General features: G+C 73.6%; 24 protein-coding genes. 7 read left to right on the forward strand and 17 right to left on the reverse strand.

Annotation, left to right across the window (positions count from 1 at the left end):
* Positions 1–314 precede the first annotated feature (314 nt).
* A complete protein-coding gene (locus ABZZ38_RS15765) occupies positions 315–1538 on the forward strand; it encodes a beta-ketoacyl-ACP synthase II (protein WP_356739818.1) in 1224 nt (407 codons plus the stop codon).
* An 81-nt stretch (positions 1539–1619) separates the two neighbouring features.
* Here the strand turns inward: ABZZ38_RS15765 and ABZZ38_RS15770 are convergent, their stop codons facing one another.
* The 3 genes from ABZZ38_RS15770 to ABZZ38_RS15780 all read right to left on the reverse strand — a co-directional run bounded on the left by ABZZ38_RS15770 (position 1620) and on the right by ABZZ38_RS15780 (position 4816).
* Positions 1620–2783, reverse strand: coding sequence for a methyltransferase (locus ABZZ38_RS15770; protein WP_356739820.1), 1164 nt, complete (start codon positions 2781–2783; stop codon positions 1620–1622).
* 64 nt (positions 2784–2847) lie between these two features.
* Complete coding sequence (locus ABZZ38_RS15775) at positions 2848–3324, reverse strand: GNAT family N-acetyltransferase (RefSeq protein WP_356739822.1); 477 nt, start codon at positions 3322–3324, stop codon at positions 2848–2850.
* 55 nt (positions 3325–3379) lie between these two features.
* The gene (locus ABZZ38_RS15780) at positions 3380–4816 is read right to left on the reverse strand and encodes a PLP-dependent aminotransferase family protein (protein WP_356739824.1); all 1437 of its coding nucleotides are present in this window, start codon (positions 4814–4816) and stop codon (positions 3380–3382) included.
* Between ABZZ38_RS15780 and ABZZ38_RS15785 the strand changes: the two genes are divergently transcribed.
* Positions 4815–5813, forward strand: a complete 999-nt coding sequence (locus ABZZ38_RS15785; protein WP_356739826.1) for a DMT family transporter — start codon at positions 4815–4817, stop codon at positions 5811–5813. The genes ABZZ38_RS15780 and ABZZ38_RS15785 overlap by 2 nt on opposite strands.
* A 110-nt stretch (positions 5814–5923) precedes the next feature.
* Positions 5924–6115 (forward strand): DUF1918 domain-containing protein, encoded by a 192-nt coding sequence (locus ABZZ38_RS15790; RefSeq protein WP_356739828.1) that lies wholly within the window; start codon positions 5924–5926, stop codon positions 6113–6115.
* Between the two features lie 37 nt (positions 6116–6152).
* Here ABZZ38_RS15790 and ABZZ38_RS15795 read toward each other — a convergent pair whose 3' ends face one another.
* On the reverse strand, positions 6153–7358 hold the full coding sequence (locus ABZZ38_RS15795; RefSeq protein WP_356739867.1) for a family 10 glycosylhydrolase: 1206 nt from the start codon (positions 7356–7358) through the stop codon (positions 6153–6155).
* Between the two features lie 314 nt (positions 7359–7672).
* On the opposite strand from ABZZ38_RS15795, the gene ABZZ38_RS15800 reads away from it, so the two are divergent.
* Complete coding sequence (locus tag ABZZ38_RS15800; RefSeq protein WP_356739829.1) at positions 7673–8533, forward strand: 3-hydroxybutyryl-CoA dehydrogenase; 861 nt, start codon at positions 7673–7675, stop codon at positions 8531–8533.
* A 128-nt stretch (positions 8534–8661) separates the two neighbouring features.
* Positions 8662–8919: a hypothetical protein gene (locus tag ABZZ38_RS15805; protein ID WP_356739831.1), complete on the forward strand. Its 258-nt coding sequence runs from the start codon at positions 8662–8664 to the stop codon at positions 8917–8919.
* A 7-nt stretch (positions 8920–8926) separates the two neighbouring features.
* Here the strand turns inward: ABZZ38_RS15805 and ABZZ38_RS15810 are convergent, their stop codons facing one another.
* The 10 genes from ABZZ38_RS15810 to infC all read right to left on the reverse strand — a co-directional run bounded on the left by ABZZ38_RS15810 (position 8927) and on the right by infC (position 19790).
* Positions 8927–9457, reverse strand: coding sequence for an NUDIX domain-containing protein (locus tag ABZZ38_RS15810; protein WP_356739833.1), 531 nt, complete (start codon positions 9455–9457; stop codon positions 8927–8929).
* Positions 9458–9520: 63 nt separating this feature from the next.
* Positions 9521–10861 carry a transcriptional regulator gene (locus ABZZ38_RS15815; protein ID WP_356739835.1) on the reverse strand — a complete coding sequence of 447 codons (1341 nt, stop codon included), beginning with the start codon at positions 10859–10861 and terminating at the stop codon, positions 9521–9523.
* A gap of 266 nt (positions 10862–11127) precedes the next feature.
* On the reverse strand, positions 11128–12183 hold the full coding sequence (locus tag ABZZ38_RS15820; protein ID WP_356739837.1) for a PP2C family protein-serine/threonine phosphatase: 1056 nt from the start codon (positions 12181–12183) through the stop codon (positions 11128–11130).
* Positions 12184–12335: 152 nt separating this feature from the next.
* On the reverse strand, positions 12336–14864 hold the full coding sequence (gene pheT, locus ABZZ38_RS15825) for a phenylalanine--tRNA ligase subunit beta (protein ID WP_356739839.1): 2529 nt from the start codon (positions 14862–14864) through the stop codon (positions 12336–12338).
* Complete coding sequence (gene pheS, locus ABZZ38_RS15830) at positions 14864–15988, reverse strand: phenylalanine--tRNA ligase subunit alpha (protein WP_356739841.1); 1125 nt, start codon at positions 15986–15988, stop codon at positions 14864–14866. Before pheS ends, pheT begins: the two co-directional genes overlap by 1 nt.
* 137 nt (positions 15989–16125) lie before the next feature.
* Complete coding sequence (locus ABZZ38_RS15835; protein WP_356739843.1) at positions 16126–17253, reverse strand: ATP-binding protein; 1128 nt, start codon at positions 17251–17253, stop codon at positions 16126–16128.
* Positions 17254–17311: 58 nt separating this feature from the next.
* Positions 17312–18166, reverse strand: a complete 855-nt coding sequence (locus ABZZ38_RS15840; RefSeq protein ID WP_356739845.1) for an RNA methyltransferase — start codon at positions 18164–18166, stop codon at positions 17312–17314.
* A 100-nt stretch (positions 18167–18266) separates the two neighbouring features.
* Positions 18267–18653, reverse strand: a complete 387-nt coding sequence (rplT, locus tag ABZZ38_RS15845) for a 50S ribosomal protein L20 (RefSeq protein ID WP_356739847.1) — start codon at positions 18651–18653, stop codon at positions 18267–18269.
* A gap of 105 nt (positions 18654–18758) precedes the next feature.
* Complete coding sequence (gene rpmI, locus ABZZ38_RS15850) at positions 18759–18953, reverse strand: 50S ribosomal protein L35 (RefSeq protein ID WP_019884943.1); 195 nt, start codon at positions 18951–18953, stop codon at positions 18759–18761.
* A gap of 126 nt (positions 18954–19079) precedes the next feature.
* On the reverse strand, positions 19080–19790 hold the full coding sequence (gene infC, locus ABZZ38_RS15855; RefSeq protein ID WP_356739849.1) for a translation initiation factor IF-3: 711 nt from the start codon (positions 19788–19790) through the stop codon (positions 19080–19082).
* A gap of 292 nt (positions 19791–20082) precedes the next feature.
* Here infC and ABZZ38_RS15860 point away from each other — a divergent pair, with 292 nt between their 5' ends.
* Positions 20083–20457 carry a DUF1844 domain-containing protein gene (locus ABZZ38_RS15860; protein WP_356739851.1) on the forward strand — a complete coding sequence of 125 codons (375 nt, stop codon included), beginning with the start codon at positions 20083–20085 and terminating at the stop codon, positions 20455–20457.
* 4 nt (positions 20458–20461) lie between these two features.
* On the opposite strand, the gene ABZZ38_RS15865 is transcribed toward ABZZ38_RS15860, so the two are convergent.
* Genes ABZZ38_RS15865 through ABZZ38_RS15875 form a run of 3 tightly spaced genes read right to left on the reverse strand, consistent with a single transcriptional unit; the run spans position 20462 to position 23184 of the window.
* Entirely contained in the window at positions 20462–21193 is a 732-nt protein-coding gene (locus tag ABZZ38_RS15865; protein ID WP_356739853.1) for an SseB family protein, read from the reverse strand.
* A 21-nt stretch (positions 21194–21214) separates the two neighbouring features.
* Positions 21215–22393, reverse strand: a complete 1179-nt coding sequence (mycP, locus tag ABZZ38_RS15870; protein WP_356739855.1) for a type VII secretion-associated serine protease mycosin — start codon at positions 22391–22393, stop codon at positions 21215–21217.
* Complete coding sequence (locus tag ABZZ38_RS15875; protein ID WP_356739869.1) at positions 22390–23184, reverse strand: hypothetical protein; 795 nt, start codon at positions 23182–23184, stop codon at positions 22390–22392. The genes mycP and ABZZ38_RS15875 overlap by 4 nt, the downstream gene beginning before the upstream one ends.
* Positions 23185–23836: 652 nt before the next feature.
* On the opposite strand from ABZZ38_RS15875, the gene ABZZ38_RS15880 reads away from it, so the two are divergent.
* Positions 23837–25039: an amino acid deaminase/aldolase gene (locus tag ABZZ38_RS15880; RefSeq protein ID WP_356739856.1), complete on the forward strand. Its 1203-nt coding sequence runs from the start codon at positions 23837–23839 to the stop codon at positions 25037–25039.
* Positions 25040–25494: the final 455 nt, after the last annotated feature.

Genomic DNA, 25494 nt, shown 5'->3' on the forward strand with positions numbered 1-25494 from the left:
TCAGTCAAGATCACCACAAGACACAAGATCGGTGCACCGCGCACTTTCCCGGCCGCTGTACGAACCCCCGGGGCGAAGCCGGGACGACGGCCCGGGCCGGGTCCCGCCGCGCGGACGCCTCACTCCGAAGGGCTGCGAGCGGAGGGCCGGGAGCGCGGGAAACTGTGAGGAGTACATAAATTTCACGCACCGGACTCCATGGAAAAGCGCACCTGACCCTTCCTCACATGGCTGGCAGAGTGGCTGCTGGTGGATCTTTCCGCGCGAGGAGGGAGTGCGGGGAGCTGTGTTGTTCCTACAAGGAGGTTCGGTCCGTGAACAATGACATCGGTGACGTCGTGGTGACGGGTCTCGGGGCCACCACCCCGCTCGGCGGGGATGCCGCGTCGACCTGGGCGGGGATGCTGGCCGGGCGGTCCGGGATCGGCGCGATCGAGGAGGAGTGGGCGGCCGGCCTGCCCGTGCGGATCGCCGGCAGGCTCGCGGTCGAGCCGGCCGAGGTGCTGGACCGGGTGCAGGCGCGGCGCCTGGACCGCTGCGAGCAGGTCGCGCTGATCGCGGCCCGCGAGGCATGGGCCGACGCGGGCGCCCCCGGCGTCGAGCCGGAGCGCCTGGCGGTGGTGATCGGTACGGGGACGGGCGGCGCGCTGACCATGCTCGGCCAGGACGACGTGCTCGAAACCTCCGGGGTACGGCGGGTGTCCCCGCACACGGTGCCGATGCTGATGGCGAACGGCGCCGCGGCCTGGGTGAGCATCGAGCTCGGGGCCCGCGGCGGTGCGCACACGCCGGTCAGCGCCTGCGCGTCGGGGGCGGAGGCCATCGCGACGGGGCTGGACCTGATCCGGCTCGGCCGGGCCGACGTGGTCGTGGCGGGCGGCGCGGAGGCGTGCATCTGCCCGCTGCCGCTGGCCGGTTTCGCTCAGGCCAGGGCCCACTCGACGCGCAACGACGCGCCCGACCGGGCGTCGCGGCCCTTCGATGTCGACCGCGACGGCTTCGTGATCGGCGAGGGCGCCGCCGTGGTGGTCCTGGAGCGGGCCGAGTTCGCCGCCGCGCGGGCGGCCCGTACTCACGCTGCGCTGGCCGGGGCCGGGGTGACCTCGGACGCGTACCACATCACGGCCGCGCATCCGGAGGGCCAGATACGGGCGATGCGCCGGGCGCTGGAGGCCGCGGGGCTGTCGCCGCTCGACATCGCGCACGTCCACGCCCACGCGACGTCCACGCCGAAGGGTGACCTGGCCGAGGCCCGGTCGGTGGCCGAGGCCATCGGTGTCCATCCGGCCGTCACGGCGACGAAGTCGATGACGGGGCACCTGTTCGGCGCGGCGGGCGCGGTCGGCGCCCTGGCCGCGATCCTCGCGGTGCGGGACGGTGTCATCCCCGCGACGCGGAACCTCGACGCGCTGGACCCGGAGGTCGAACTGGACGTCGTCACGGGCGCGCCCCGGCGGGGTCCGGTGCGGGCGGCGCTGACGAACGCGTTCGGGTTCGGGGGTCACAACGCGTCGCTCGTGTTCACCTCGGCAGCCTGAGGGGCGGCACACGAAGCGGGTTGACGGGGAGTCGGGTCGCCGCCGACGTCCCCGGGCCGGCGCCGCGGCGGGCCGCTGCGGTCAGCGCTTCGCCGCGCGCAGCACCACGAACTTCGGGTCGCTCGCGACCACCTCGCAGTTGCCGAAGATCCGGCGCAGCGTCGCGTGGTAGCCCAGGTGACGGTTGCCGATGACCCAGAGCTCGCCGCCGGGCCGCAGGGCGCGGCGCGCGCCGGTGAACATGCGGCGGGCGGTGCGGTCGGTGGTGGCCTGGTGGCTGTGGAAGGGCGGGTTGTTGAGGACGAGGTCCACGGAGTCGGCCGGTACGCCCGTGAGTCCGTCCCCCACCAGGAACTCCGCCTTGGTGCCGGGCGCGGCGCTCTCCCGGAAGGTCTCCTCCGCCGACGCCACCGCCTGGTACGACTCATCGACCAGGAGCAGCTCCGCGTCGGGGTCGGCGAGCGCGACCGCGAGGCCGATGACGCCGTTGCCGCACCCCAGGTCGACGACGCGGGAGCGGCCGAGGCCGCTCGGCAGGTGTCGGAGGAGGAAACGGGTGCCGATGTCGAGGCGGTCGCCGCAGAAGATCCCGGCGTGGTTGACGACGGTCCGCCCGGCGACGGCGGTCGCGGCGTCGCCGGGCAGGGCGTACCGGTGCGGCCAGGGGTTGGGTGTCCTGGGGAGGGCCGGGTCGGGCGTGGCGAAGATGAGCCGGGCCTTCTTGACGGCCAGCGAGGTGCGGGTGGGCCCGATCAGGCGCTCGAAGAGCTTGAGCGTGGAGGTGTGGATCTCCTTGACCATGCCGGTGCCGACGACGACCGTCCCGGCGTGCACGGCGGGGGCGAGGCGGTGCAGCTGGTCCTCCAGGAGCGCGAGGCTCTTGGGGACGCGCACGAGCAGGACGTCGATGCGCTCGGGCGGCGCGTCCCGTGTGGTCAGGAGCCGTACGGACGCCTCGTCGACGCCGTTGCGGGCGAGGTTGGCGCGGGTGGCCTCGCGGGTGAGGAAGGAGTCGGTGATCTGTACGGGGCGGAGCGCGGCGAGCGAGGTGACCACGGCGCCCCACCGGTCGCCGACCACGGCCACGGTGCCGCCGGGCGCGGCTTCGAGCCCTTCGCGGTGCTCCTCGGCCAGGTGGCGCAGGAGGTACTCGTCGGCGGCGTCCCAGGCGCGCAGCGGGTCGCGCGGGTCCTCGGGGAAGCGGGCGAGTTCGGCATCGGCCCATGACGTGGTCAAACGGTTCATCGTGCCTTCAGGCTAGCCGCTCGCGGGCACCCCGCTGACCGCCGGCCGCCCGTGCGCCACCGGGTCACTCCCCCGTGGGCCGGCTCGGCGGCGGTCCGTCGGGCTGCGGGAACGGGAGCGCCATCCAGTGTTCGGGGGCGGCCAGCGCCTGGAAGCCGATCTTCTCGTACACGCCGTGCGCGTCCTCGGTGGCGAGCACGATCCGCTTGATGCCCAGCGGGGCGAAGTGGTCGCGGACCGCCTCGACGAGGGCGGTGCCCAGGCCCTGGCCGCGGGCTGAGCGGTCGACGTAGACGTCGCAGAGCCAGGCGAAGGTCGCGTGGTCGGTGACGACCCGGGCGTACGCGACGAGCTCGCCCGTGGCCGTCTCGTACGCGCCGAAGTTCAGGGACCCGTCGATGGCGCGGTCCTGCTTGTCGCGGCTGCGGCCGATCGCCCAGTACGCGTCGGTCGACAGCCAGTGGTGGATGCGCGCCCGGTCCAGGCGGGCGGGGTCGGTGGAGAGCTCGTACGCGTCCAGGGCTGTCGCGGTCGTGTCCATGATCAAACTCTGTCAGGGCGGGGGCCTGTTGTCAGTGGCGCGTGCCACGCCCTTCTCACGGCCGCAGAGCGTCGTGGGCCGTGCGGAGCCTGCGCACGCCCTCCGCGATCTCGGCCGGGCCGGCGACGCCCGCGAAGCTCAACCGCACATGGCCGGCAGGTGGTTCGGCACAGAAGTAGGGGCGGCCGGGGGCGATCGCGACGCCCGCGCGCAGGGCGGCGGCGAGCAGGGCGGACTCGTCGGTGGTATCCGGCAGGCGGAGCCAGAGGTGGTTGCCGCCGGAGGGGACGCGGGGCAGGGCGAATTCCGGCAGGTGCTGCGCGAGGGCGGCCGTCATGGCGGTGCGGCGGGCGGTCAACTCGGCAGCCACGGCCCGGAGGTGGCGGCCCCAGGCCGGTGAGCCGACGAGCTCCAGCGCGGCCTCCTGGAGCGGGCGCGGTACGAAGAAGTTCTCGACGACGTGGATGGCGCGCAGCCGCTCCAGCACGGGGCCGCGGGCGGCCAGCGCGCCGACCCGCAGGCTGGGCGAGGCGATCTTGGTGAGCGAGCGGACGTGGACGACGACGCCGTCCGGGTCGTCGGCGACGAGCGGCGCGGGAAGCGGGCCCGCGTCCTCGTGGCCGAGGCGGCGGGCGAAGTCGTCCTCCACGACGAAGGCGCCGGCCTCGCGGGCGATGCGCACGACCTCGCGGCGCCGGCCGGCGGGGAGGACCGCGCCCGTGGGGTTCTGGAAGAGCGGCTGGGCGACGAAGACGCGGGCGCCGGTGGCACGGAAGGCGGTGGCCAGCAGTTCGGGGCGGACGCCGTCGCCGTCGACCGGTACGGGCACGGGGCGCAGCCCGGTGGCGCGGGCGACGGCCAGCATGCCCGGGTAGGTGGGTGACTCGACGAGGACGGGGGCGCCGGGCGGGGCGAGCGCCCGCAGCGCGGTGGTGATCGCGGACTGGCCGCCCGCGGTGATCAGGACGTCGGCGGCGGTGACGGTGCCGCCGATCTCGCGGGCGAACCAGTCGCGCAGTTCGGGCAGGCCGTCGATGGGGGGTCGGCCCCAGGCCCCCGGCCGGCGGCCGGCGCGGGCCAGTGCGGCGGCGAGGGCGCGTTCGGGCTGGAGCGAGGGGTGCAGATAGCCACCGTTGCACTCGATGACGCCCGCCGGTGGCGCGGCGAGGGTGACGAGGACGCCCGACGCGTCGACGGAGCGCGGCACCAGCTCGGTCGCGGAGTCGGCGCTGAGGGTGACCTCCTGCCAGGAGGTGTCCCCGGGGGCCGGTGTGCCGGTACGGGGCAGGGCCCGGAAGGCGCCCGCGCCGGGGCGGGTGACGACCAGGCCCTCGGCGGCGAGCTGGGCGAGGGCGCGGGAGACGGTCACCGGGGAGACCCGGAAGCGCTCGACGAGCGCCCGACTGGACGGCAGCTTTCCACCAGGTGAGTAGCGGTCCAGCTCCCGCTTCAGGATCCCCGCCAATTCCGCGACGCTGCTACGCTCATGCATGACACCAGAGAATAGCGCTACTCCACTCAGGTCGATAGCAGTGGATGAGAGCCCCCGCCCGGACAGCCGCGTGCCGGACAGCCCCGGGCCGGGCGGCCGGCCGCCCGGCGGCGGCGCGCTGGAGGGCCTGCCCGGCCCCCGTGTCCGCGGCGGAACGGCGCTCGCCTCCCTCGGCGTCCTCGCGTTCTCGCTCACCTTCCCGTCGACCGTCTGGGGGCTGGAGAGCTTCGGCCCCTGGTCGTTCGTCGCCCTGCGCTGCGCCCTGGCCGCGCTGATCGCAGGAGCCTTCCTGCTCGCGCTGCGCGTACCGGTCCCTGAGCGCCGCCACTGGCCGGGGCTCGCGGTGGTCGCCGGCGGGGTCGTGGTGGGCTTCCCGCTGCTCACCACGCTGGCGCTGCGGACGTCGACCTCGTCACACGCCGCGGTGGTGGTGGGGCTGCTGCCGCTGACGACCGCCGCGCTCGCCGCCGTGCGCACCGGCAGGCGGCCGTCCAGGGGGTTCTGGCTGGCCGCGCTGGCCGGGGCGGCGGTGGTGATCGTGTTCACCGTGCAGCAGAGCGGCGGAGCGCTGTCGGGCGCCGACCTGTACCTGTTCGGCGCCCTGCTGGTGTGCGCCGCCGGATACACCGAGGGTGGCCGGTTGGCCCGGGCGATGCCGGGCTGGCAGGTCATCGGCTGGGCGCTGATCCTGTGCCTGCCGGCGGCCGTGGTGGGGGCGCTCCTCGCCCTGGCCGCCGAGCCGGTGCGGCTGACCGCCCACGGCGTGGCGGGCCTGGCCTGGGCGGCGGCCGGGTCCATGTTCCTCGGCCTGTACGTCTGGTACCGGGGCATGGCGGCGATCGGCATCGCCCGGGCCAGCCAGTTGCAGCTGGCCCAGCCACTCCTCACCCTGGTCTGGTCGGTGCTCCTGCTGGGCGAGCCGATGTCGGCCGCCGCGCCGCTGGCGGCCGGTGCGGTCCTGGTGTGCATCGCGGCCACCCAGCGGGCGCGGGCCTGAGCCCGCTCCCGAAGTGACGCGGACCACACCTGCGGACGTAGACTCCCCATACGGGACGGCTCCGAGACACGGAACCACTCACGGAACAGACGGCGCGAGGAGGTCACGCGATGCACGCGAGCGTGGGCGACAAGCTGACGGTGCACGGCAGGACCGTCGGCCAGCACGACCGGACCGCCGAAGTCGTCGAGGTGCTGGGGCCGAACGGCGACCCCCCGTACCGCGTCCGCTTCGACGACGGGCACGAGACGCTGATGGCACCCGGCCCCGACACCGTCGTACGCCACAAGGAGCCCGGCTAGCCCGTCCGGCCGGGACCGGCCCCGGCCTGACAGGCCGCTACGGCCCCTGGCTCCAGGGGCGGGCCGCCCGCGGGTAGTGATCGGCCACCACTCTGGCCATCGCCCCGATGCGGTCCGTCCTCACCTCCTTGGCCGCGAAGAAGACATGGCCGCGCACGCGGACGTACTCCTCGGCCAGGGTGAGGTGGCGGGACAGTTCGGCCGGATCCTGCCAGGGTTCCGGCTGGGCCGGGTCACCCGCCTTGTACAGCGCCTCCCCCGCGTAGAGGTCGACGTCCGTGCCCCGGACGACCTCGTCCCACCAGGGGAGCAGCTTCGCGTAGTCGGCCGCGGCGAAGCCGATGTGCCAGTAGAGCTGCGGCACGACGTAGTCGATCCAGCGCTCCCGCACCCATCTGCGGGTGTCGGCGTGCAGGTCGTCGTACGTCTGCACACCGGCCCGGGTGTCGGAGCCGAGCGGATCGGTGGCGGCGTTGCGCCACACCGCGAACGGGCTGACCCCGAACCGGACGTGCCCCTTGGTCTCCTTGATCCGGTACGCCATCTCGGATACGAGCCGGTCGATGTTGTCGCGCCGCCAGGCGGCCCGGTCCGGGAAGCCCGCGCCGTACCGCGCGTACGCGTCGTCGTCGGCGAAGACCTGCCCGGCGACCGGATACGGATAGAAGTAGTCGTCGAAGTGCACGGCGTCGACGTCGTACCGGCGGACGGCGTCGAGCATGGCGTCCTGCACGAAGTGCCGCACCTCCGGCAGCCCCGGGTTGTAGTACAGCTTCCCGCCGTACGGCAGGACCCACTCCGGGTGGACCCGGGCCGGGTGCCCCTCGGCCAGTCTCGCCGGGTCGGTGTGGTTGGCCACGCGGTACGGGTTGAACCAGGCGTGCAGCTCCAGGCCGCGCCGGTGCGCCTCCTCGACGGCGGTGCCCAGCGGGTCCCAGCCGGGGTCCTTCCCCGGTACGCCGGTGAGGTACTGCGACCAGGGTTCGTACGGCGACGGCCACAGCGCGTCCGCGGTGGGCCGCACCTGGAAGATCACCGCGTTCAGGCGCCGCTCGACGGCGGTGTCCAGGTGGGCCAGCAGCTCGGCGCGCTGCTGGTCGACCGGCAGGCCGGGCCGCGAGGGCCAGTCGCGGTTGGAGACCGTGGCCAGCCACACCCCGCGGAAGTCCTTGTTGCCCGCCCGGCGGCGTGCCGCCCGCCCGGCGGGGAGCCGCCCGGGCGCCGCACCCGCCTCGCCGGGCATCAGCAGGGACGCCAGCGCCACCGCCGCGCCCGCCACGAGCCCCCTTCGACCGATGCGCCCCGTCCTCTCTGCCCCGAGGCCCCCTCCGCTGCCTCCTCCGTTGCTCTCCCCGCCGCTCTCTCCGGTACGTCTTCCGACGTTCCGTCCGCTATGCCGCATTCGTTGCCCCTAACCGGTTGGTGTCCGGACGTACCGCAGAGCATGCCCGCCCCGGCCCGCCCTCCACCGGGGCGAACGGAGTAACGTCGGGGGGTCGAGGCGGCGCCGGAATCACACGGGGGACCGCCACCGGGAAGAACAGCGAAAGGCACGATGTGACCGACATCGAACGCGTCGGAGTGGTCGGCTGCGGCCAGATGGGCGCGGGCATCGCGGAGGTGTGCGCCCGCAGCGGCCTGGAGGTCAAGGTCGCCGAGACCACCGGCGAGGCTTTGGAGATCGGCCGTACCCGGCTGTACAACTCGCTCTCCAAGGCCGCCGACCGCGGCAAGATCACCCAGGAGGAGCACGACGCGACGCTGGCCCGGCTCAGCTTCACCACCGACCTCGGCGAGTTCGCCGACCGTGACCTGGTGATCGAGGCGGTCGTCGAGAACGAGCAGGTCAAGACCGAGATCTTCCAGGTCCTGGATCAGGTGGTGACCCGCCAGGACGCGATCCTCGCCTCCAACACCTCCTCCATCCCGCTGGTGAAGCTGGCCGTGGCGACGTCCCGCCCCGACCAGGTCATCGGCATCCACTTCTTCAACCCGGCCCCGGTGCAGCAGCTCGTCGAGCTGATCCCGGCGCTGACCACCTCCGAGGGCACGATCAGCCGCGCCCAGGCCGTGGTCGAGAAGGTGCTGGGCAAGCACGCGATCCGCGCCCAGGACCGCTCCGGTTTCGTGGTGAACGCGCTGCTGATCCCGTACCTGCTCTCCGCGATCCGGATGTTCGAGTCGGGCATCGCCAGCCGTGAGGACATCGACAACGGCATGGAGATGGGCTGCGCCCACCCGATGGGCCCGCTCAAGCTCGCGGACCTGATCGGCCTGGACACCGTCGCCTCGGTCGCCGACTCGATGTACGCGGAGTACAAGGAGCCGCTGTACGCCGCTCCCCCGCTGCTCCAGCGGATGGTGGACGCGGGCCGGCTCGGCCGCAAGACGGGCTCCGGCTTCTACCCGTACGGGTGACGCAGGGCGACTGACATTCGCACGGGGTGTGCGGAGCGTGTTCGCATATGCCGTGCGCACACGCTCCCAGCGCTCGATCCGGAAGAGTTGACTCGGAGCCGCTCAGTCAACGAAGAGGAGCGGAAACCGTGACCACCGGACCCGATCACTTAACGGCCGTCGAGGAGTTCGCCGAGCTGCGCCGCTGTCTCGACGTCGGCCTCGCCCGGATCGACGGGCAACTGGCGCTGCTCGCCCAGCGACACGGCCAGATCGACCGAGATCTGACCGATCTGGCCGCGCGCGTCTCGGCGCTGGAGCACGCCAAGTGGCCCCTGCCCGCCGTCTCCGTGCTCACCGCGGTGGGCGCCCTGGTGGTGGCGGCCTGGCAGGCGCTCGGCAACTGAGCGGGGCTCAGCCCAGCCGCAGATGGTGCAGCATCAGCAGCCCGGCCGCCATGTTGGCGGCCGGGACCTCGCCACGGGCGATCATGTCGGGCACCAGCTTGAGCGGGATCCACTCCCGGCGCGACGACTCGAAATCGTCCTCGGGATGGCCGGTGTACGTCGCCTCCTCCGACCAGTACAGGTGATGGCGGGCGTCGGTGAGACCGTTGGACGGTTCGACGGTCAGGAGGTGGCGCAGCGGGCCCGGGCGCCAGCCCGTCTCCTCCTCCATCTCGCGCGCCGCCGCCGCCGCGATGTCCTCGCCGTCCTCGACGACGCCCGCGGCCAGCTCCCAGCCCCAGCTGTCGGTGATGAAGCGATGGCGCCACAGCATCAGCACCTCGTTGGCCTCGTTGACGACGGTCGCGACGGCGACCGGGCGGAGCCGGATGAGGAAGTGGTCGAGGTGGCGGCCGTCGGGGAGTGCGACGTCCGCGAGGTTCACCTTGAACCAGCGATTCTCATACACAGTTTGTTCGTTTAATTTCGTCCACTGCACGGTTCTGCCACCTTCCGACAAGTAGATGGCAATATCGCAGGAGGACTACCCCGGCGGGCAAGCTCAGAGCGGTACGCGCAGCGCGCCGTCGATGAGTTCGGCGGCCTCGCGCGCGTCGCCGCAGCCGCTCGCCGCCAACCGCTCGCGCATCGCACGCAGCCGGTCCCGCAGCCGCTGTGACTCCATCCCCCGGGCCCGCTCGGCCATTTCGACGGCGGTGCGCGCCGCCCGGTCGGGCTCCCCCTGCAGCAACTCGATCTGGCTGAGCATCGCCAGCCGGTGGACCCGGCCCCGGTCGTGCGCCGGCGTGCGGACGGCCGCCGCGGCGTTCTCCCGGGCGGCGTCCAGGTCGCCCAGACTCAACAGCGCCTCGGCCACCTGCACGTTGACCAGCCCGGGCTGGACGTAGCCGGTCTCGTCCGGCTCACGGCCGGGCCGGATCCGCTCCGCCTCCGCCTCCGCGTGCCGGATGCACCGCAGGGCACCGGAGCCGTCGCCGAGGTGCGCGTACGCCTTCCCCTGCATCGCGAACAGATCGGCGGCGAGCGCGGGGGTGATGTGACTGCCCGCCGTGCGCAGTGCCGCCTCCGCGAACGCCACCGACTGCCGGTACTCCCCCATGAACAGCGACTGGTTGACCAGCAGCGCGATCACATAGGCGCCGAGCCCGCGGTCCCCGCTCGCCTTCGCCAGCCGCAGCGCCTGGTGGAAGTAGCGCTGGGCCAGTCCGTGCGCGTCGGAGTCGTACGCGCAGATCCCGGCGACCGCCACCAGTCCGCCGGTCGCCCGGTGCAACTGGCGGCCGAGCGCGTCGCTGTAGGCGCCGCGCAGCAGCGGCGCGGTCTCCGCGTTCAGGAACCCCACGATCCGGGCGCGCGTCGCGATTCCGCCCGCCCTGCGATACATCAGCTCGTAGTGCGCCCGGGCGGCGCGCAGCATCTCGATGTCGGACGGGGCGACCCGCGTCTGACCGTCGCGCGAGACATCGGCGTCCTCGGGCGGGTTCTCCCACTCCCACACGGGCATCACGGCGGGCGTGCCGGTCACCGCCTGGGCGCCCAGTATGTGCGGCCGTTGCTGCTCGTCGGAGCGCCACAGGGCGGTGGCCCGCTCGACGAAGCCGGAGAGCGGCGAACCGTGCGGGGCATCGGCCCCGCCCGGCACCCCGAGGCCGATGTCGTCGAGGGTGACGGAGCGGTGCAGCCGGGCGCTCAGCACCTCGCAGATCAGGTCCGGCACCTGGCCGCGCGGGCGCTGGCCCTTCAGCCAGCGGGCCACCGCCGTGTGTTCGTACCGCAGGGCCAGGCCTCTCACCCGGCCCGCCTGGTTGACGTGCGCCGCCAGGCCGGCATGGGAGACGCCCGCTTCGTCGAGCAGGGCGTCGAGCAGGGTGTTGGGCTGCATGGGTGCCCCTCCGGTGACTCCGTGCGCCCAGCGTAGTGGAGTCGCTTTCGCACGGGTTGTGAACGCAATGCCCGTATCCGCGCACCGCGTGCTCTGCCGCCGTGCGCCGGGCGCGGGTTGACTGAGCGTCTCTCACAGAGGCGGCAGGGTCACCGCCCCCCCACACACACACCAGTGCGGTGGCCCGTTCCGCGTCGTCCGCTCCGCCTGATCTGCCCGGCGCTCCGGGGCGGGGCGGACGGCGCCGGCCGCCCCGTCGGCGGCGTCTAGCGAGGGGAGGGCGCGGTGCGCGTCCGGCACGGTCCTGGGTCCGGGGAGTGCGCCGGTGCCCGGCAGCGGTCGTTGCGGACGACCAGCAGCGCCACGTCGTCGGTGAGCCGCCCGCCGGTGTGGCGCAGCAGCGCGGAGTGCACCTGATGGACGACGGCGCCGGGAGCCGCGCCCGTCCGCGCGGCCCGGGTCAGGACCTCCTCCAGCGGGAAGTACCGGCCGGCGGCGTCGCGCGCGTCCTCCGCCCCGTCCGTGTGCAGGACCAGCGCCTGGCCCGGCAGCAGCCGCGTGCACCGGTGTACGGGCAGTTCCTCCGGGAGCGGGAAGGCCCCGAGCGGGGGCAACGGGTCGCCCGCCGCCAGCGGTTTTGCGCCGCGCGGTCCCAGCCGGTACGGCCGGGGATGCCCGCAGTTGAGGGCCAGTACGTCGCCGTCGCGGTCGATCTCCAGGAGCAGTACGGTGACGAATTCCTCCGCCGCCGGGCTGTACGGGTCGAAGCCACCGGAGGCCGGGTGCTCGTCGCGCGCCCGCTCGCACAGGTGCCGTCCGAGGGCCCGGTCCAGCCGCCGCAGTACGCCGCCGAGTCCGGGCTCGTCGTGCGCCGCCTCCCGGAAGCTGCCGAGCACGGCGGCGACGGCCCCGAGCGCCCCCAGCCCGTGGCCGCGTACGTCACCGATGACGATCCGCACCCCGTGCGGGGTGCTGACCGCCTCGTACAGATCGCCGCCCACGGCGGCGCCCCGGGCCACGGAGAGCTGGGCCGCGGCCACGGCCAGACCGTCCAGCCGGGGCGGCAGCGGGCGCAGCAGGACCTGCTGGGTGGCCTGGGCGATGGCCCGGATCTGCTTCAACTCCCGAGTCAGGCCGCGCCGGATGCCGAGGACGAGCCCGGCGCCCACCGTCAGGAAGACGGCGCTCGTGGCGATCCGGGTGGGCAGCCCCTCCTGCCGGGCGAGCGGGCAGGTCAGCTTCCAGAGGACGGCGACGCCGCCCCAGAGGGCGGGCAGCGCGAGGGGGGTGAGGCGACGAAGTCTGGATCTCGTACGGATCATGCGGACCGCCCTTCTCGTGGCCCCTCACGCGGTCGGGACGATTCTGTCGATCGTCCATCTCCCGGGGGAAAATCCACCAGACCCCCCACTCGAATGAGTGAGGGGCATGCCGGGTGTTCCGGCCATGCCCCTCATCCCCTCGCTGTGAGCCGTCAGGCGCCGCGCAGCACCGCCCCGGTGCGCTCGGCGGCCAGCGCCACCGCGGCGTCGCGGGCGGCCGAGGCCTCCTCGACGGTCAGGGTGCGGTCGGCGGCACGGAAGCGCAGCGCGTAGGCCAGGGACTTCCTGCCCTCGCCGATCTGCTCACCGGTGAAGACGTCGAACAGCCGGATGGACTCCAGCAGTTCACCTGCGCCCTCGCGGAGCACGGCCTCGACCTCGGTGGCCGGCACGTCCTGGGCGACGACCAGCGCGACGTCCTGCGTGGCGACCGGGAAGGTGGAGATCCGCGGCGCGCGCGGGGCACCGGCCGAGGCCCGCTCGACGGCGTCGAGGTTGAGCTCCATCGCGCACGTGCGGGCGGGCAGGTGCAGAGCCTTGACGACCCGCGGGTGCAGCTCACCCGCGTACCCGACGACCTGCTCCTCGCCGTCCACGACGACGGCCAGCTCGGCGCAGCGGCCCGGGTGCCACGGACCGTACTGGCCCTGACGCACGATCAGCTCGGCACCGGCCTCGCGGGCGACGGTCCGGGCGGCCTCGACCGCGTCGGCCCAGTCGGACGGGCGGCCCTTGCCCCACCAGCCGGCCTGCTCACGCGCCCCGGCGAGCACGACCGCGACGTGCCGCGGCTGCTCGGGCAGCGGCGCGTTGAGCTTCGCGATCTCCTCGTCCGTGGGGCGGCGGTCGACGGGGAGGGCCACCGCGGCACCGGTCTCGTCGACGGGGTGGAAGACCAGCCCGGTCTCGAAGAGCGCCAGGTCGTGGCTGCCGCGCCCGTCGTTGCGGCGCAGCGCGCCGAGCAGCCCCGGCAGCAGCGCGGTGCGCATCGCCGGCTCCTCGTCGGAGAGCGGGTTGACGAGCGTGACCACCTTGCGGCAGGGGTCGTCCGCCGCCAGACCGAGCTGGTCGAAGACCTGCTCCGAGACGAACGGGTAGTTCGGCGCCTCGACGTACCCGGCGCCGGCCAGCGCCCGGCCGACGCGGCGGTGGAGCCGCTGCCGCCCGGTGAGCCCACGGCCGGACGGCGGCTTCGGCAGGGTGGACGGCAGGTTCTCGTACCCCTCCAGCCGGATGACCTCTTCGGCGAGGTCGTTCGGGTGGGCGAGGTCGGGGCGCCACGACGGGACGGTGACGGTCAGCTCGTCCTGCCCGTACACGTCGCAGCCGACCTCCTGGAGGCGGCGTACGACGGTCTCGCGGCCGTAGACGACACCGGCGACCCGGTCGGGGTGGTCCGCGCGCATCGTGATCGTGCGCGGCGCGGACGGCGCGATGATCTCGGTGACGCCGGCCTCGGCGGTGCCGCCCGCGAGGAGCACCAGCAGGTCGACGGTGCGCTGCGCGGCGGCGGCCGCGGCCTGCGGGTCGACGCCGCGCTCGAAGCGCCGGGACGCCTCGGACGACAGCTTGTGGCGGCGGGCGGTGCGGGCGACGGCGACCGGGTTGAAGTGGGCGGCCTCGATGACGACCTCGGTCGTCCCGCGGACCTCGCCCGTCTCCGGGTCGGTCACGGAGTCGGCGATCTCGGTGTTGGCGCCGCCCATCACGCCCGCGAGGCCGATCGGCCCGCGGTCGTCCGTGATCACCAGGTCCTCGGCGTCGAGGACCCGCTTGACGCCGTCCAGGGTGGTGAACTTCTCGCCCTGCTCGGCACGGCGCACACCGATCGCGCCCTGGACCCGGCCGCGGTCGTACGCGTGCAGCGGCTGGCCGAGCTCCAGCATCACGTAGTTCGTGACGTCGACGGCGAGCGAGATCGGGCGCATGCCGGCCTTCTGGAGGCGGCGGCGCAGCCAGATCGGGGAGCGCGCCTCGGGGTCGAGCCCGACGACCGTGCGCGCGGTGAAGCGGTCGCAGCCGATCGGGTCGGAGACCTTGACCGGGTAGCCGTACGAGTTCGGCGCGGGCACGTCGAGCAGCGCCGGGTCGCGCAGGGGCAGGCCGTAGGCGGTGGCGGCCTCGCGGGCGACGCCGCGCAGCGACAGGCAGTAGCCGCGGTCGGGGGTGACGGCGATGTCGAGGACCTCGTCGTACAGCTCCAGCAGCTCGGCGGCGTCGACGCCGACCTCGATCTCGGGCGGCAGCACGATGATGCCGTGCGTGCCGTCGTCGCCCATGCCGAGCTCGTCGCCGGAGCAGATCATGCCGCGGGAGATCCGGCCGTACGTCTTGCGCTCGGCGATCTCGAAGTCGCCGGGCAGCACGGCGCCGGGCAGGGCCACGACGACCTTGTCGCCCTCGGTGAAGTTCCGGGCGCCGCAGATGATCTCCTGCGGCTCGCCGGTCCCCCCGGCCCGGCCGACGTCGACGGTGCAGAAGCGGATCGGCTTCTTGAACTCGGTCAGCTCCTCGATGGTGAGGACCTGGCCGACGACCAGCGGGCCCTTGAGGCCGGCGCCGAGCCGCTCGACGGTCTCGACCTCGAGACCCGCCGCGATGAGCTTGGTCTGTACGTCACGGCCGGTCTCGGTCGCCGGCAGGTCGACGTACTCCCGCAGCCAGGAAAGCGGGACCCGCATCAGATCTCCATCCCGAACGGCCGGGTGAACCGGACGTCACCCTCGACCATGTCTCGCATGTCTTCGACGTTGTGGCGGAACATCAGCATCCGCTCGATGCCGAACCCGAAGGCGAATCCGCTGTACTTCTCGGGGTCCACGCCGCAGGCGGTCAGCACCTTCGGGTTGACCATGCCGCAGCCGCCGAGCTCGATCCAGCCCTCGCTGGAGCAGGTGCGGCAAGGACGGTCCGGGTTGCCGACGGACTCACCGCGGCACACGTAGCAGACCATGTCCATCTCGGCGGACGGCTCGGTGAAGGGGAAGAAGTTCGGCCGCAGCCGGGTCTTCATGCCCTCGCCGCCGAAGAGCGCCTGGACCATGTGGTCGAGGGTGCCCTTGAGGTCGGCCATGGTGAGGCCCTCGTCGACGGCGAGCAGCTCGACCTGGTGGAAGACCGGGGTGTGCGTGGCGTCCAGCTCGTCCGTGCGGTACACGCGGCCGGGGCAGATCACGTACACCGGGGGCTCGCGGTCCAGCATGGAGCGGACCTGGACGGGCGAGGTGTGCGTGCGCAGCACGACACCGGAGCCGGAGGTGCCCTCGGCGTCGGCCACGAAGAAGGTGTCCTGCTCCCCGCGCGCGGGGTGGTCGACGGCGATGTTGAGCGCGTCGAAGTTGAGCCACTCGGACTCGACCTCGGGGCCCTCGGCGACCTCGTAGCCCATGGCGACGAAGACGTCCTCGATCCGCTCCATGAGGGTGGTCAGCGGGTGACGGGCGCCGGCCGGGGTGCGGTCGTGGGGCAGGGTGACGTCCACCGCCTCCTCGACCAGCACACGGGCGTCGCGCTCGGCTTCGAGCTCCGCCTGCCGCGCGGCGAGTGCCTTGTTCACGGCACCGCGGGCCTGGCCGACGCGCTTGCCGGCCTCGGCCTTGGCGTGCGGCGGCAGGGCGCCGATCTCCCGGTTGGCGAGCGCGAGCGGCGAGGTGGGGCCGGTCTGCGCGACCTTCGCCTCGTGGAGCGCGTCGAGGTCACCGGCGGCGGCGAAGGCGGCGAGCGCCTCGTCCCGCATGCGCTCGATCTCTTCCGGTTTCAGTACTTCGACCTCGACTGGGTCGTACGACTTGTTCGGTGCCGACATCTCTTCCCGTACTTCCGATGGGCTGGCTGGGGCCCCCGCTCGACGACCGAGGACGCAAAGGTGCCAAAGGACGAGTCTAACGGGGTATGGGCATGCGGATGAGCCGCGGATCAGCCCGTGGACGGCGCCGGCGTCCGTCAGGACAGATAGGCCGGGGCGCCCACGGGCAGCGTGAATCGGAACTGGGCGCCACCGGCGGGCCCGCGGCCGACGGTGATCGTCCCGCCGTGCGCCTCGACGATGCCCTTGACGATGTACAGGCCGAGACCCGTCCCGCCGCGCTTGCTCCCCCGCCAGAAACGGGTGAAGACACGGCCCATCGACTCCTCGGGGATGCCGGGGCCTTCGTCGCTCACGGTGACGGCCGTTCCCTTCTCGTCGTCGGTGGCGCCGGTGGGCGCCACCTCGATGGTGACGGTTCCCTCGCCGTGCCGCACCGCATTTTCGAGCAGGTTGCCGAGGATCTGGTCGATCTTGTCCGGGTCGGCCCACAGATCCGGCAGCGGACTCCGTACCCGGAGGAAGAACCGGTCCGGGGACTGGCCGCGCGCGGTGTGGGCCTGGATGTGCCGTCCCACGGCGGCGGCGATGTCGACGGGCTGGCGGCGCACCTCGAGGCGCCCGGAGTCTATTCGGGAGATGTCCAGCAGTTCGGCGATGAGCCGGGTGACGCGGTTGGCGTCGGCGTCCACGGTCTCCAGCATCAGCCGCTTCTGGTCGTCGGTGAACCGCTCCCACTTGGCGAGCAGGGTGGCGGTGAACCCCTTGACGGAGGTGAGCGGGGAGCGCAGCTCGTGGGCGACGGTGGCGATCAGCTCGGCGTGGCTGCGCTCGGTGCGGCGGCGGGCCTCGGTGCCGCGCAGGGTGACGACGACCTTGCGCACGGGTCCGGTGGGGTGCTCGCGGACGTACCGGGCGGCGACGAGCACCTCCCGTCCGCCGGGCAGCAGCAGGTTGCGCTCGGGCTGGCCGACGCGGATGGCGAGACCGCCGTACGGGTCGGTCAGCGCCCACCAGCGGCGGCCCTTGAGGTCCTCCAGCGGCAGGGCCTCCTCCAGCGGCCGGCCGAGGGCCTGGTCGCGGGGTACGGCGGTGATGCGTACGGCGGCGGTGTTGAAGCACACCACGGTGCCGTGCTCATCGGCGACGACCAGACCGTCGGGCAGGTCGTCGGGGTCGTAGGTGTGCGCGTACGCGCCCGGCCCGCCGGACCGGTTCAGTAAAGCGGCCCGCGCCTCCGCCGGCCTGCTCGTCCCGAGCGTCATCGCCGCTCCCACCCCTCAGTGCAGCACAGTGGGCCGTCCCCCCGAGGCCGTCAGCCTACTAGCTCGGCGTCACGGAGCGGCACCCTCCGGCAGCGCGCTGCGCACGCGCGGAGCCGTAGAGACATACGGCGGCGGCGGTCGCCAGGTTCAGGCTCTCGGCCTTGCCGTGGATCGGGACGCGCACCACGGCGTCGGCGAGGGCGCGGGTCTCCTCGGGCAGGCCCCAGGCCTCGTTGCCGAAGATCCAGGCGGTGGGGCCGCCCATGGTGCCGGCGTCGAGCTCGGCGTCCAGGTCGGCCTCGCCCGCCCCGTCGGCGGCGAGGATCCGTACGCCCGCGCCCCTGAGGCCGGCGACGGCCTGCTCGACGGGGACGCCGACGGCCACCGGCAGGTGGAAGACGGACCCGACGGAGGCGCGGACCGCCTTGGGGTTGTACAGGTCGACGGAGGCGTCGGTGAGGACGACGGCGTCGGCGCCGGCCGCGTCGGCGCAGCGCAGCACCGTCCCGGCGTTCCCGGGGTCGCGTACGTGGGCGAGGACGGCGACCAGCTTGGGGCGGCCCGTGAGGATCTCCTCGAACGGCGAGTCGAGGAAGCGGCACACCCCGAGGAGCCCTTGGGGGGTGACGGTCTGGGAGACCTCGGCGAGCACGGCGTCGGAGGCGTGGTGGACGCGGGCGCCGGTGGCGCGGGCGGCCTCGACGATGTCGGCGTACCGCTCGGCGGCCTCGACGGTGGTGAACAGCTCGACCAGCGTCGGCTCGCCTCCGCCGCGGTGGGCGACGGCCTCCCGTACGGCCTGCGGGCCCTCGGCGATGAACCGCCGCTCCTTGCCCCGGAAGTTCCGCTTGGCGAGCCGCCGGGCGGCGATGACACGCGGGGATCGCGGGGAGATCAGCTCGGGGGTGCCCATGGTGGTCGGCGGCTCTCTTCTCGTACGCGCGGGGGTGGAACAGACCGGACCCGCAGGCGCGGGGCCTGCGGGTCCGGGCGGAGGTCTGCTGCCTGGGAGATCAGGCGGCGGCCTTCGGGGCGTTGACGTCGCTCGGCAGCGCCTTCTGGGCGGCCTCGACGAGCGCGGAGAACGCACCCGCGTCGTTGACGGCGAGCTCCGCGAGGATCTTGCGGTCCACCTCGATGTTGGCGGCCTTCAGACCCTGGATGAAGCGGTTGTAGGTGATGCCGTTGGCGCGGGCAGCGGCGTTGATGCGCTGGATCCACAGCTGACGGAAGTCGCCCTTGCGCTTCTTGCGGTCGTTGTAGTTGTAGACCAGGGAGTGGGTGACCTGCTCCTTGGCCTTGCGGTACAGGCGGGAGCGCTGACCGCGGTAGCCGCTGGCCTGCTCGAGGATCGCCCGGCGCTTCTTGTGGGCGTTGACTGCCCGCTTGACGCGTGCCACGTGTTAACTCCTTGTAGCGGGGCCGTGGTTGGACTCACACGGCCCGGAAACGATTAGGTCCCGGTCGGTGCCCGGAAGCCCCCGTCACCGAGGGCGCGAGGTCAATCAGATGCCCAGCATCTTCTTGATCTTGGCGGCGTCACCCGGGGCCATTTCGGCGTTGCCGGTGAGGCGACGCGTCAGCTTGGACGACTTGTGCTCGAGCAGGTGGCGCTTGCCGGCGCGCTCGCGCAGCACCTTGCCGGAGCCGGTGATCTTGAAGCGCTTCTTGGCACCGCTGTGCGTCTTGTTCTTCGGCATAGCGCCGTTCTCTCCTCGTCAGTGGCGCTCCCAGCCGGTCCGGGGACCGGCGCGCGGGAGCGTCAGGTGGATCGGTTGAATCCCGGGCGGGATGCCCTGGAATCAGGCCCTCGGGGTTCCGTGGGCCTACTCGGCGGACTGCTCCGCCTCGACGGGCTCCTCCGCCTCGACGGACTCGTCCGTCTGCGCGGGCTGACCCTGGCGCTCCGCCTTGCGGGCGGCCTGCGCCTCGCGGGCCTCGGCCATCGCCTCGGTCTTCTTCTTGTGCGGACCGAGAACCATGATCATGTTTCGGCCGTCCTGCTTCGGGCTCGACTCGATGAAGCCGAGGTCCTGGACGTCCTCCGCCAGCCGCTGCAGCAGCCGGAAGCCGAGCTCCGGACGGGACTGCTCGCGACCACGGAACATGATCGTGATCTTGACCTTGTCGCCCTGCTTGAGGAACCGGACGACGTGACCCTTTTTGGTGTCGTAGTCGTGCGGGTCGATCTTCGGCCGGAGCTTCATCTCCTTGATGACCGTGTGCGCCTGGTTCTTGCGCGCCTCACGGGCCTTCATGGCCGACTCGTATTTGAACTTCCCGTAGTCCATGAGCTTGCAGACCGGCGGACGGGCGGTCGCCGCGACCTCGACGAGGTCGAGGTCGTACTCCTGTGCAAGCTCCAGGGCCTTGGCAAGCGGGACAATCCCGACCTGCTCGCCGCTGGGACCGACAAGTCGCACCTCGGGAACGCGAATCCGGTCGTTGATGCGGGGCTCGGCGCTGATGGATCCTCCTCGGTAGCACCACGCGACCGCTTGGCGGACGGACGCGTAACGTCTGTTGTGTGAGACCAACCGCGCCGGCGCATGAAAAACGCCCCGGAACGGGACACAGGCGGGGCTCCTCGTGCTACCGGAGCACCGCCACGGAGAACCGCGGGGCGCACATTCGGGCGGCTCCATCGTCCGTACGGAACGATGGGCGCCACCTGACCGGTGACCCGCCGTCCCGGAGGACGGTCAGGTGGGAGAGCGGAGCCTCCACTTGTGGGCCGGATCACGAGTCGTGTCCAGCCGGTCGTCACACCAGGTTACCAGCTCCCGGTGGGTGCGGCTAACCGGGCGGCGTACGCCTATCGTGGGCGTCATGAGTGACGCCACGCCGAGCAACGCCTCCGCCGCCGAGACGACCGACTTCGACACGATGACCCGCGACATCGCGGAGGTCCCCGCGGTGGAGGTGATCGTCACGGTCGCCGTCAACCTGATGAGCGCCGCGGCCGTGAAGCTGGGGCTGACCGAGGAGGGCGACCGGTACAAGGACCTCGACGAGGCGCGCAAGCTGATCCAGGCGCTGGCGGGTCTGCTGGACGCGAGCGCCACGGAGATCAGCTCGTTCCACGCGGCGCCGCTGCGCGACGGCCTGAAGTCGCTGCAGCTGGCGTTCCGCGAGGCGTCGATCGTGCCGGACGAGCCGGGTCAGGGCCCGGGCGAGAAGTACACGGGTCCGGTCTACGGCTGAGCGCTCACGGCTTCACGTAGAAGGGCTCGCCCGGGGGCGTGGCCGCGGCCGGCAGGAGTGCCAGGTCGAGGCCGCGCACCAGGCGGGCCCTCAGTGTTTCGTCGGCCGCCAGCGCGCGGGCGACGCGCCGGGCCGCCTCGGCGGGCACCGCGTCCGGGGCCAGTACCAGGGCGAGCGTGCCGTCGGCGCTGCCCCGGGCCAGATGGGCGCGGACCACGGAGGGCTCGGCGGCGACCACGGCGCGCACCGCCGCCGTGATGGCCGGGTCGGCGAGCGGGTCGGTGCTGGTGCGGCCCTCGGCGAGCGCGAGCAGCGCGGGGCCGGTCAGCTGGTACGGCACGGGACCGGCGAGGTCCAGTACGAGCGTGTCGGCCTTCTCGTGGGCGGCGGCCTGGAGCGCCTGGTGCAGCGGTACGGCCACGGGGCGGGCGGCCGGGTCCCACAGGGCCAGCGACGCGACGGACGTGAACGCGGGCAGCGCGCGGCGGTCGCCGGCGGTGAGCGTCGGCACGGCCATGTCGCTGGTCTTCTCGCGGCGCAGCCCGTTCTCGTCCTCCTCCACCTCGCCGAGGACGGCGACGATGGGCACGAGCAGCCGGGCGCCCCTGAGCGCCGCGAGGACACGCGGCTCGGCGGACCGGTCCTCGGCCCAGGCCGCGAGGGCGGCGGTGAGCTCGGGGTCGGCGGTGCCGTCGTCGTCGGAGAAACCGGGGTCAGGGATGTTCTTGAGCGCCACGCGTCGAGCCTAGCCGGGGTGTCAGTACCCGCCCGCGCGGGCCCCTCGCCACAGGACGACGGCGATGCCGACGAGCAGGACGCCCACGCCGCCGGTGACGGGCGCGAGCAGCCCGGAGCCGGATTCGTCCGCCGGGGCGGGCAGGGGTCCGGCGCCGAAGTACCGCCTGGTGTAGCCGGAGGTGGCGGCCTTGGGGTCGGCGGGGCGTATCCGGGCGCCCGCCTCGATCGCGGCGGCGGGGTCGACCGTGCCGTACCCCTTGTCGTCGTCGTGGCCGCCGTCGTCGGGGCGGTCGCGGGCGGTGTCGGTCAGGAGCCGCTTGATCTGGGCGGGGGTCAGGCCGGGGTGTGCGGAGCGGACCAGGGCGACGGCTCCGGAGACGAACGCGGAGGCCGCGCTGGTGCCCCACCCCTGGTAGTACTTGCGGTCCGGGTCGGGGATGACGATGTCGACGCCGGGTGCGCTGACGGTCGCGTACCAGCGGCTGGTGGAGAAGGCGGCGTGGGTGCCGTAGCGGTCGACGGCGGTGACCGCGATGACGCCGGGGTAGGCGGCCGGGTACGAGATGTGGTCGCCCTTCTCTCCGCCGTTGCCGGCCGAGGCGACCACGACGACGCCCCGGGCGAGGGCGTACTGGACGGCGGCGTCCTCGGCGGCGTCGGGGTGGGCGGACTCGCTGTCGTCGCCGAGGGACAGGTTGATGACGTCGGCGCCCCGGTCGACGGCCCAGCGGATGCCCTTAGCCAGGGCGGTGCCCCGGGTGGTGCGGGCCTTGGCGCGGGCCGGGTCGCCGCCTTCGAGGATGACCCGGACGGGGAGGATCTTCGCCTCGGGCGCGATGCCGAGGACGCCGTCCCGGCGGCCGGGCCCGTGTCCGTGGCCCGCGATGATGCCGGCCATGGCGGTGCCGTGGCGGGCCCAGGCGCGGTCTCCCCGGTCGGCGCCGAAGCCGATGAGGTCCTTGCCGGGCAGGACGTTGCCGACCAGGTCGGGGTGGGTGGCGTCGACGCCGGTGTCGAGGACCGCGACGGTGACCCCCTCCCCCTTGGTGGTGCGCCAGGCCTCGGTGGTGTGCATCGCCTTCAGGCCCCACTGCTGGGCGCGGATCGCGTCGGCGTGGGCCGGGGCGGCCGGCAGCAGGACGGCACCGGAGGCCAGACCGGTGGCGAGGAGGGCCGCGAGGATACGGGGACGTCTCACCGCGCCTCCTCGGCGGTCTTCTCGGCCACCGCCGTGCGCAGGCCGCGTTCGATGCGGTCGGCGATGCCCTTGGCCTCGTGGCCCAGGCCCGCCTGGGCGGGCGCGGTCGTCCGGCCCTCGGCCATCGCCTCGGCGGCGGGCTGCGGGTCGGGGACGGTGCGGCCGTCGGCGAAGCCGGACACCGCGTAGACGACCACCGGTACCTCGGTGAGGACGCTCACCCGCCAGCTGGCCCGCTGCTCGTCACCGAACGCGGCGGCGACGGTGCCCGGGGCGGGCAGGGTGCGCGGCATGAGGTCGGCGCGCTCGTCGAGGCTCTCGTCGGCGAAGCGGGTGCGCAGGGCCGTCATCGCGGTGGAGTCGGCCTCGGTGAAGACCATGCCGACCGTGGTGACGCTGGTGGTGGTCGCGTCGGTGTACGTGGCGCGCAGGACGCGGGCGCAGCCGACCGGCCGCAGCACCTGGACGAGCAGCGGGTCGAGGGCGTTCGCGCAGGGGCCGTCGGGCGCGACGGCGACCCGGGTCCAGACGCGGTCGGCGCGGCCGGGTCCGGCGCCGTCACCCTGGAGGGTGCGCGGGAAGAGGGTGTCCACCGGGACGCTGTGCCAGAGGGTGCGGGCTTCGGTGTATCCGGTACGGGCGGCGGCGTCCTTGCCCGGGTCCCCGGCGAGCCACGCGCCCGCGCCGGCTCCGCCGACGAGTCCGAGGCCGAGCACGAGACAGGCGACGGCGGCCCCGGTGCGGGCGGGCTTGCGGTCCCGGATCGGCCGCAGCCGGGTGGTGGTCTCCACGGGCGCCTCGGGGGGCGGGCCCCAGTGCGGCTGCCGGTGCGGGCGGGGGTGCGGGTTCGCTTGGGGGTTCGGATGCGGCTGGGGATGGCGGTGGGGCTGGGGCTGGGGTTGGGTCTGCGGCTGCGACTGGCGGTGGGGCTGTGACTGGGGCTGCTGGTGCGGGTGCCCGTCGGGCCGGCCGGGGGGCCGGCCGTTCTGGAGCCGGGTGGGCGCGGGCACGGGCCGGAGCCGGGTGGTGGTCTCGGCGGACGTCGGCGCGGGCTCGCGGGTGGGGGCGCCGGCGAGTGGCTGCGCGGGGGCAGGGACGGGCTGCCGGGTGGGCGGCTGCTCGGGTGGCAGCGGGCCCGGCGGTATCAGGGGGGCCGCGGCCGGGCGGGCCGTCGGGGGTGGTGCGGTGGGCGCGGCGTCAGGGCGCTGCGGAGCCGGGCGTTCCGAGGGGAGCAGCGCGTCGGTGATGCGGGAGGCGGGGCGCCGTGCCTCGGTGCTCATCCGCCCCCCTGCTCGTCCCGGTTGTTCCTGGTGGCCGCCGATCGCCTTGCGGAGCAGGCCCGTTCGTCGGCGCGTGTCGTCACTCTACGGGCTCCGCCCGTACCCGCCGCAATGCGGCCCCGCCCCCTTACCCCCAGGTAGGCCGGTCTGGCAGGCTCGGGCCATGACTCCTCGTGCCGCTGACCGGACCCGGTACGACCGGGCCACCGCGCATCTCGACGCCCCGCTCGCCGTGGTCGACCTGGAGGCGTTCGACGCGAACGCCGACGACCTGGTCCGCCGGGCCGGCGGGAAGCCGGTCCGGGTGGCGAGCAAGTCCGTGCGGTGCCGCGCCCTGCTGGAGCGGGTGCTCGCGCGGGACGGTTTCGCCGGGGTCATGTCGTTCACGCTGGACGAGTCGCTGTGGCTGGCGCGGGCCGGCTTCGAGGACGTACTGCTGGCGTACCCCTCGGCCGACCGTGCCGGGTTCGCCGAGCTGGCGCGGGACGCGAAGCTGGCGGGCGCGGTGACCGTCATGGTCGACGACCCGGCGCAGCTGGACCTGATCGAGCGGGCGCGTGAGGGCGGGGCCGAGGAGATACGGGTGTGCCTGGAGCTGGATACGTCGCTGCGCCTGCTCGGCGGCCGGGTACGGGTGGGGGCCCTGCGCTCACCGCTGCGCACCCCGGGCCAGGTGGCCGAGGTGGCGCGGGCGGTGGTGCGGCGGCCGGGGTTCCGGCTCGTCGGTCTCATGGCGTACGAGGGTCATGTCGCCGGGGTCGGGGACGCGGTCGAGGGGCGGCCGGTGCGGTCGCGTGCCGTGCGGCTGATGCAGGCGGCGGCCCGCAGGGAGCTGGCCGTCCGGCGGGCGGCCGTGGTGGCCGCCGTGCGGGCGGTGGCGCCGGACCTGGAGTTCGTCAACGGCGGCGGTACGGGGAGCGTCCAGCACACGGCCGCGGAGGAGTGCGTGACCGAGATCGCCGCGGGCTCCGGGTTGTACGTGCCGCGGCTGTTCGACCACTACACGTCGTTCACGGGCCGCCCGGCGGCGCTGTTCGCCCAGCCGGTCGTGCGCCGTCCCGGTGTGGGCGTGGTGACCGTGCTGGGTGGCGGCCATCCGGCGTCCGGTGCGCCGGGCAGGGACCGGCTGCCCGTGCCGTACCTCCCGGAGGGGCTGCGCTACGACGCGATGGAGGGCGCGGGCGAGGTGCAGACGCCGCTGCTGGGCCCGCCGGCCGACGATCTGCTGATCGGCGACAAGGTGTGGTTCCGGCACGCGAAGGCGGGTGAGCTGTGCGAGCGGTTCGACCGGTTGCATCTGGTCGAGGGCGACCGGGTGACGGCGACGGTGCCGACGTACCGGGGCGAGGGCCGTACGTTCCTGTAGGACCGTACGTTGCTGTGGGGCTGCGTTGCTGTGGGGCCGCGTTCCGGCGGGGCTGCGTTCCCGTGGGGCTCAGGGGCCGATGCCGGCGGCGACGCCGCCGCCGGTCGCGCTGCCGATCGGGCGGATGCCCTGGGTGATCTCGTCCATGGGGGCGAGGGGCGGTCCGTCCGGCCCGGCGCCGAAGGCGAACCGCGCGAGGACCGGTGACTCGCTGCCCGTGGGTGCGGGGAAGGCCAGGGACCGGACGCGGGTCCGGGTACCGGCCGGGCGGGGTCGTCATGCTCATCCCGCCGGCCCAGGGGGCGGCTTCGGACGCCGTACACGGAGTCCACCCTGCCGGGGGGGGGCGGGGGGGGGGGGGGGGGCGCCGGGGGCGTGGGGTGCTGGACCGGGGTGTCATACCAGAACTTAATAGAACACCAATCAAATACAGTGTATATTATTTAAATATTTTT

It is taken from the genome of Streptomyces sp. NPDC006368, assembly GCF_040612535.1.
Classification (GTDB): domain Bacteria; phylum Actinomycetota; class Actinomycetes; order Streptomycetales; family Streptomycetaceae; genus Streptomyces.

Coding starts and splice junctions, on each gene's coding strand:
- ABZZ38_RS15770 (WP_356739820.1), bottom strand. CDS start 2,783: ATGAACCGTTTGACCACGTCATGGGCCGATGCCGAACTCGCCCGCTTC.
- ABZZ38_RS15785 (WP_356739826.1), top strand. CDS start 4,815: ATGACACCAGAGAATAGCGCTACTCCACTCAGGTCGATAGCAGTGGAT.
- ABZZ38_RS15840 (WP_356739845.1), bottom strand. CDS start 18,166: ATGGGCACCCCCGAGCTGATCTCCCCGCGATCCCCGCGTGTCATCGCC.
- pheS (WP_356739841.1), bottom strand. CDS start 15,988: ATGTCGGCACCGAACAAGTCGTACGACCCAGTCGAGGTCGAAGTACTG.
- pheT (WP_356739839.1), bottom strand. CDS start 14,864: ATGCGGGTCCCGCTTTCCTGGCTGCGGGAGTACGTCGACCTGCCGGCG.
- ABZZ38_RS15820 (WP_356739837.1), bottom strand. CDS start 12,183: ATGATCCGTACGAGATCCAGACTTCGTCGCCTCACCCCCCTCGCGCTG.
- ABZZ38_RS15860 (WP_356739851.1), top strand. CDS start 20,083: ATGAGTGACGCCACGCCGAGCAACGCCTCCGCCGCCGAGACGACCGAC.
- ABZZ38_RS15790 (WP_356739828.1), top strand. CDS start 5,924: ATGCACGCGAGCGTGGGCGACAAGCTGACGGTGCACGGCAGGACCGTC.
- ABZZ38_RS15795 (WP_356739867.1), bottom strand. CDS start 7,358: ATGCCCGGCGAGGCGGGTGCGGCGCCCGGGCGGCTCCCCGCCGGGCGG.
- rpmI (WP_019884943.1), bottom strand. CDS start 18,953: ATGCCGAAGAACAAGACGCACAGCGGTGCCAAGAAGCGCTTCAAGATC.
- ABZZ38_RS15835 (WP_356739843.1), bottom strand. CDS start 17,253: ATGACGCTCGGGACGAGCAGGCCGGCGGAGGCGCGGGCCGCTTTACTG.
- ABZZ38_RS15780 (WP_356739824.1), bottom strand. CDS start 4,816: ATGCATGAGCGTAGCAGCGTCGCGGAATTGGCGGGGATCCTGAAGCGG.
- ABZZ38_RS15775 (WP_356739822.1), bottom strand. CDS start 3,324: ATGGACACGACCGCGACAGCCCTGGACGCGTACGAGCTCTCCACCGAC.
- ABZZ38_RS15815 (WP_356739835.1), bottom strand. CDS start 10,861: ATGCAGCCCAACACCCTGCTCGACGCCCTGCTCGACGAAGCGGGCGTC.
- ABZZ38_RS15880 (WP_356739856.1), top strand. CDS start 23,837: ATGACTCCTCGTGCCGCTGACCGGACCCGGTACGACCGGGCCACCGCG.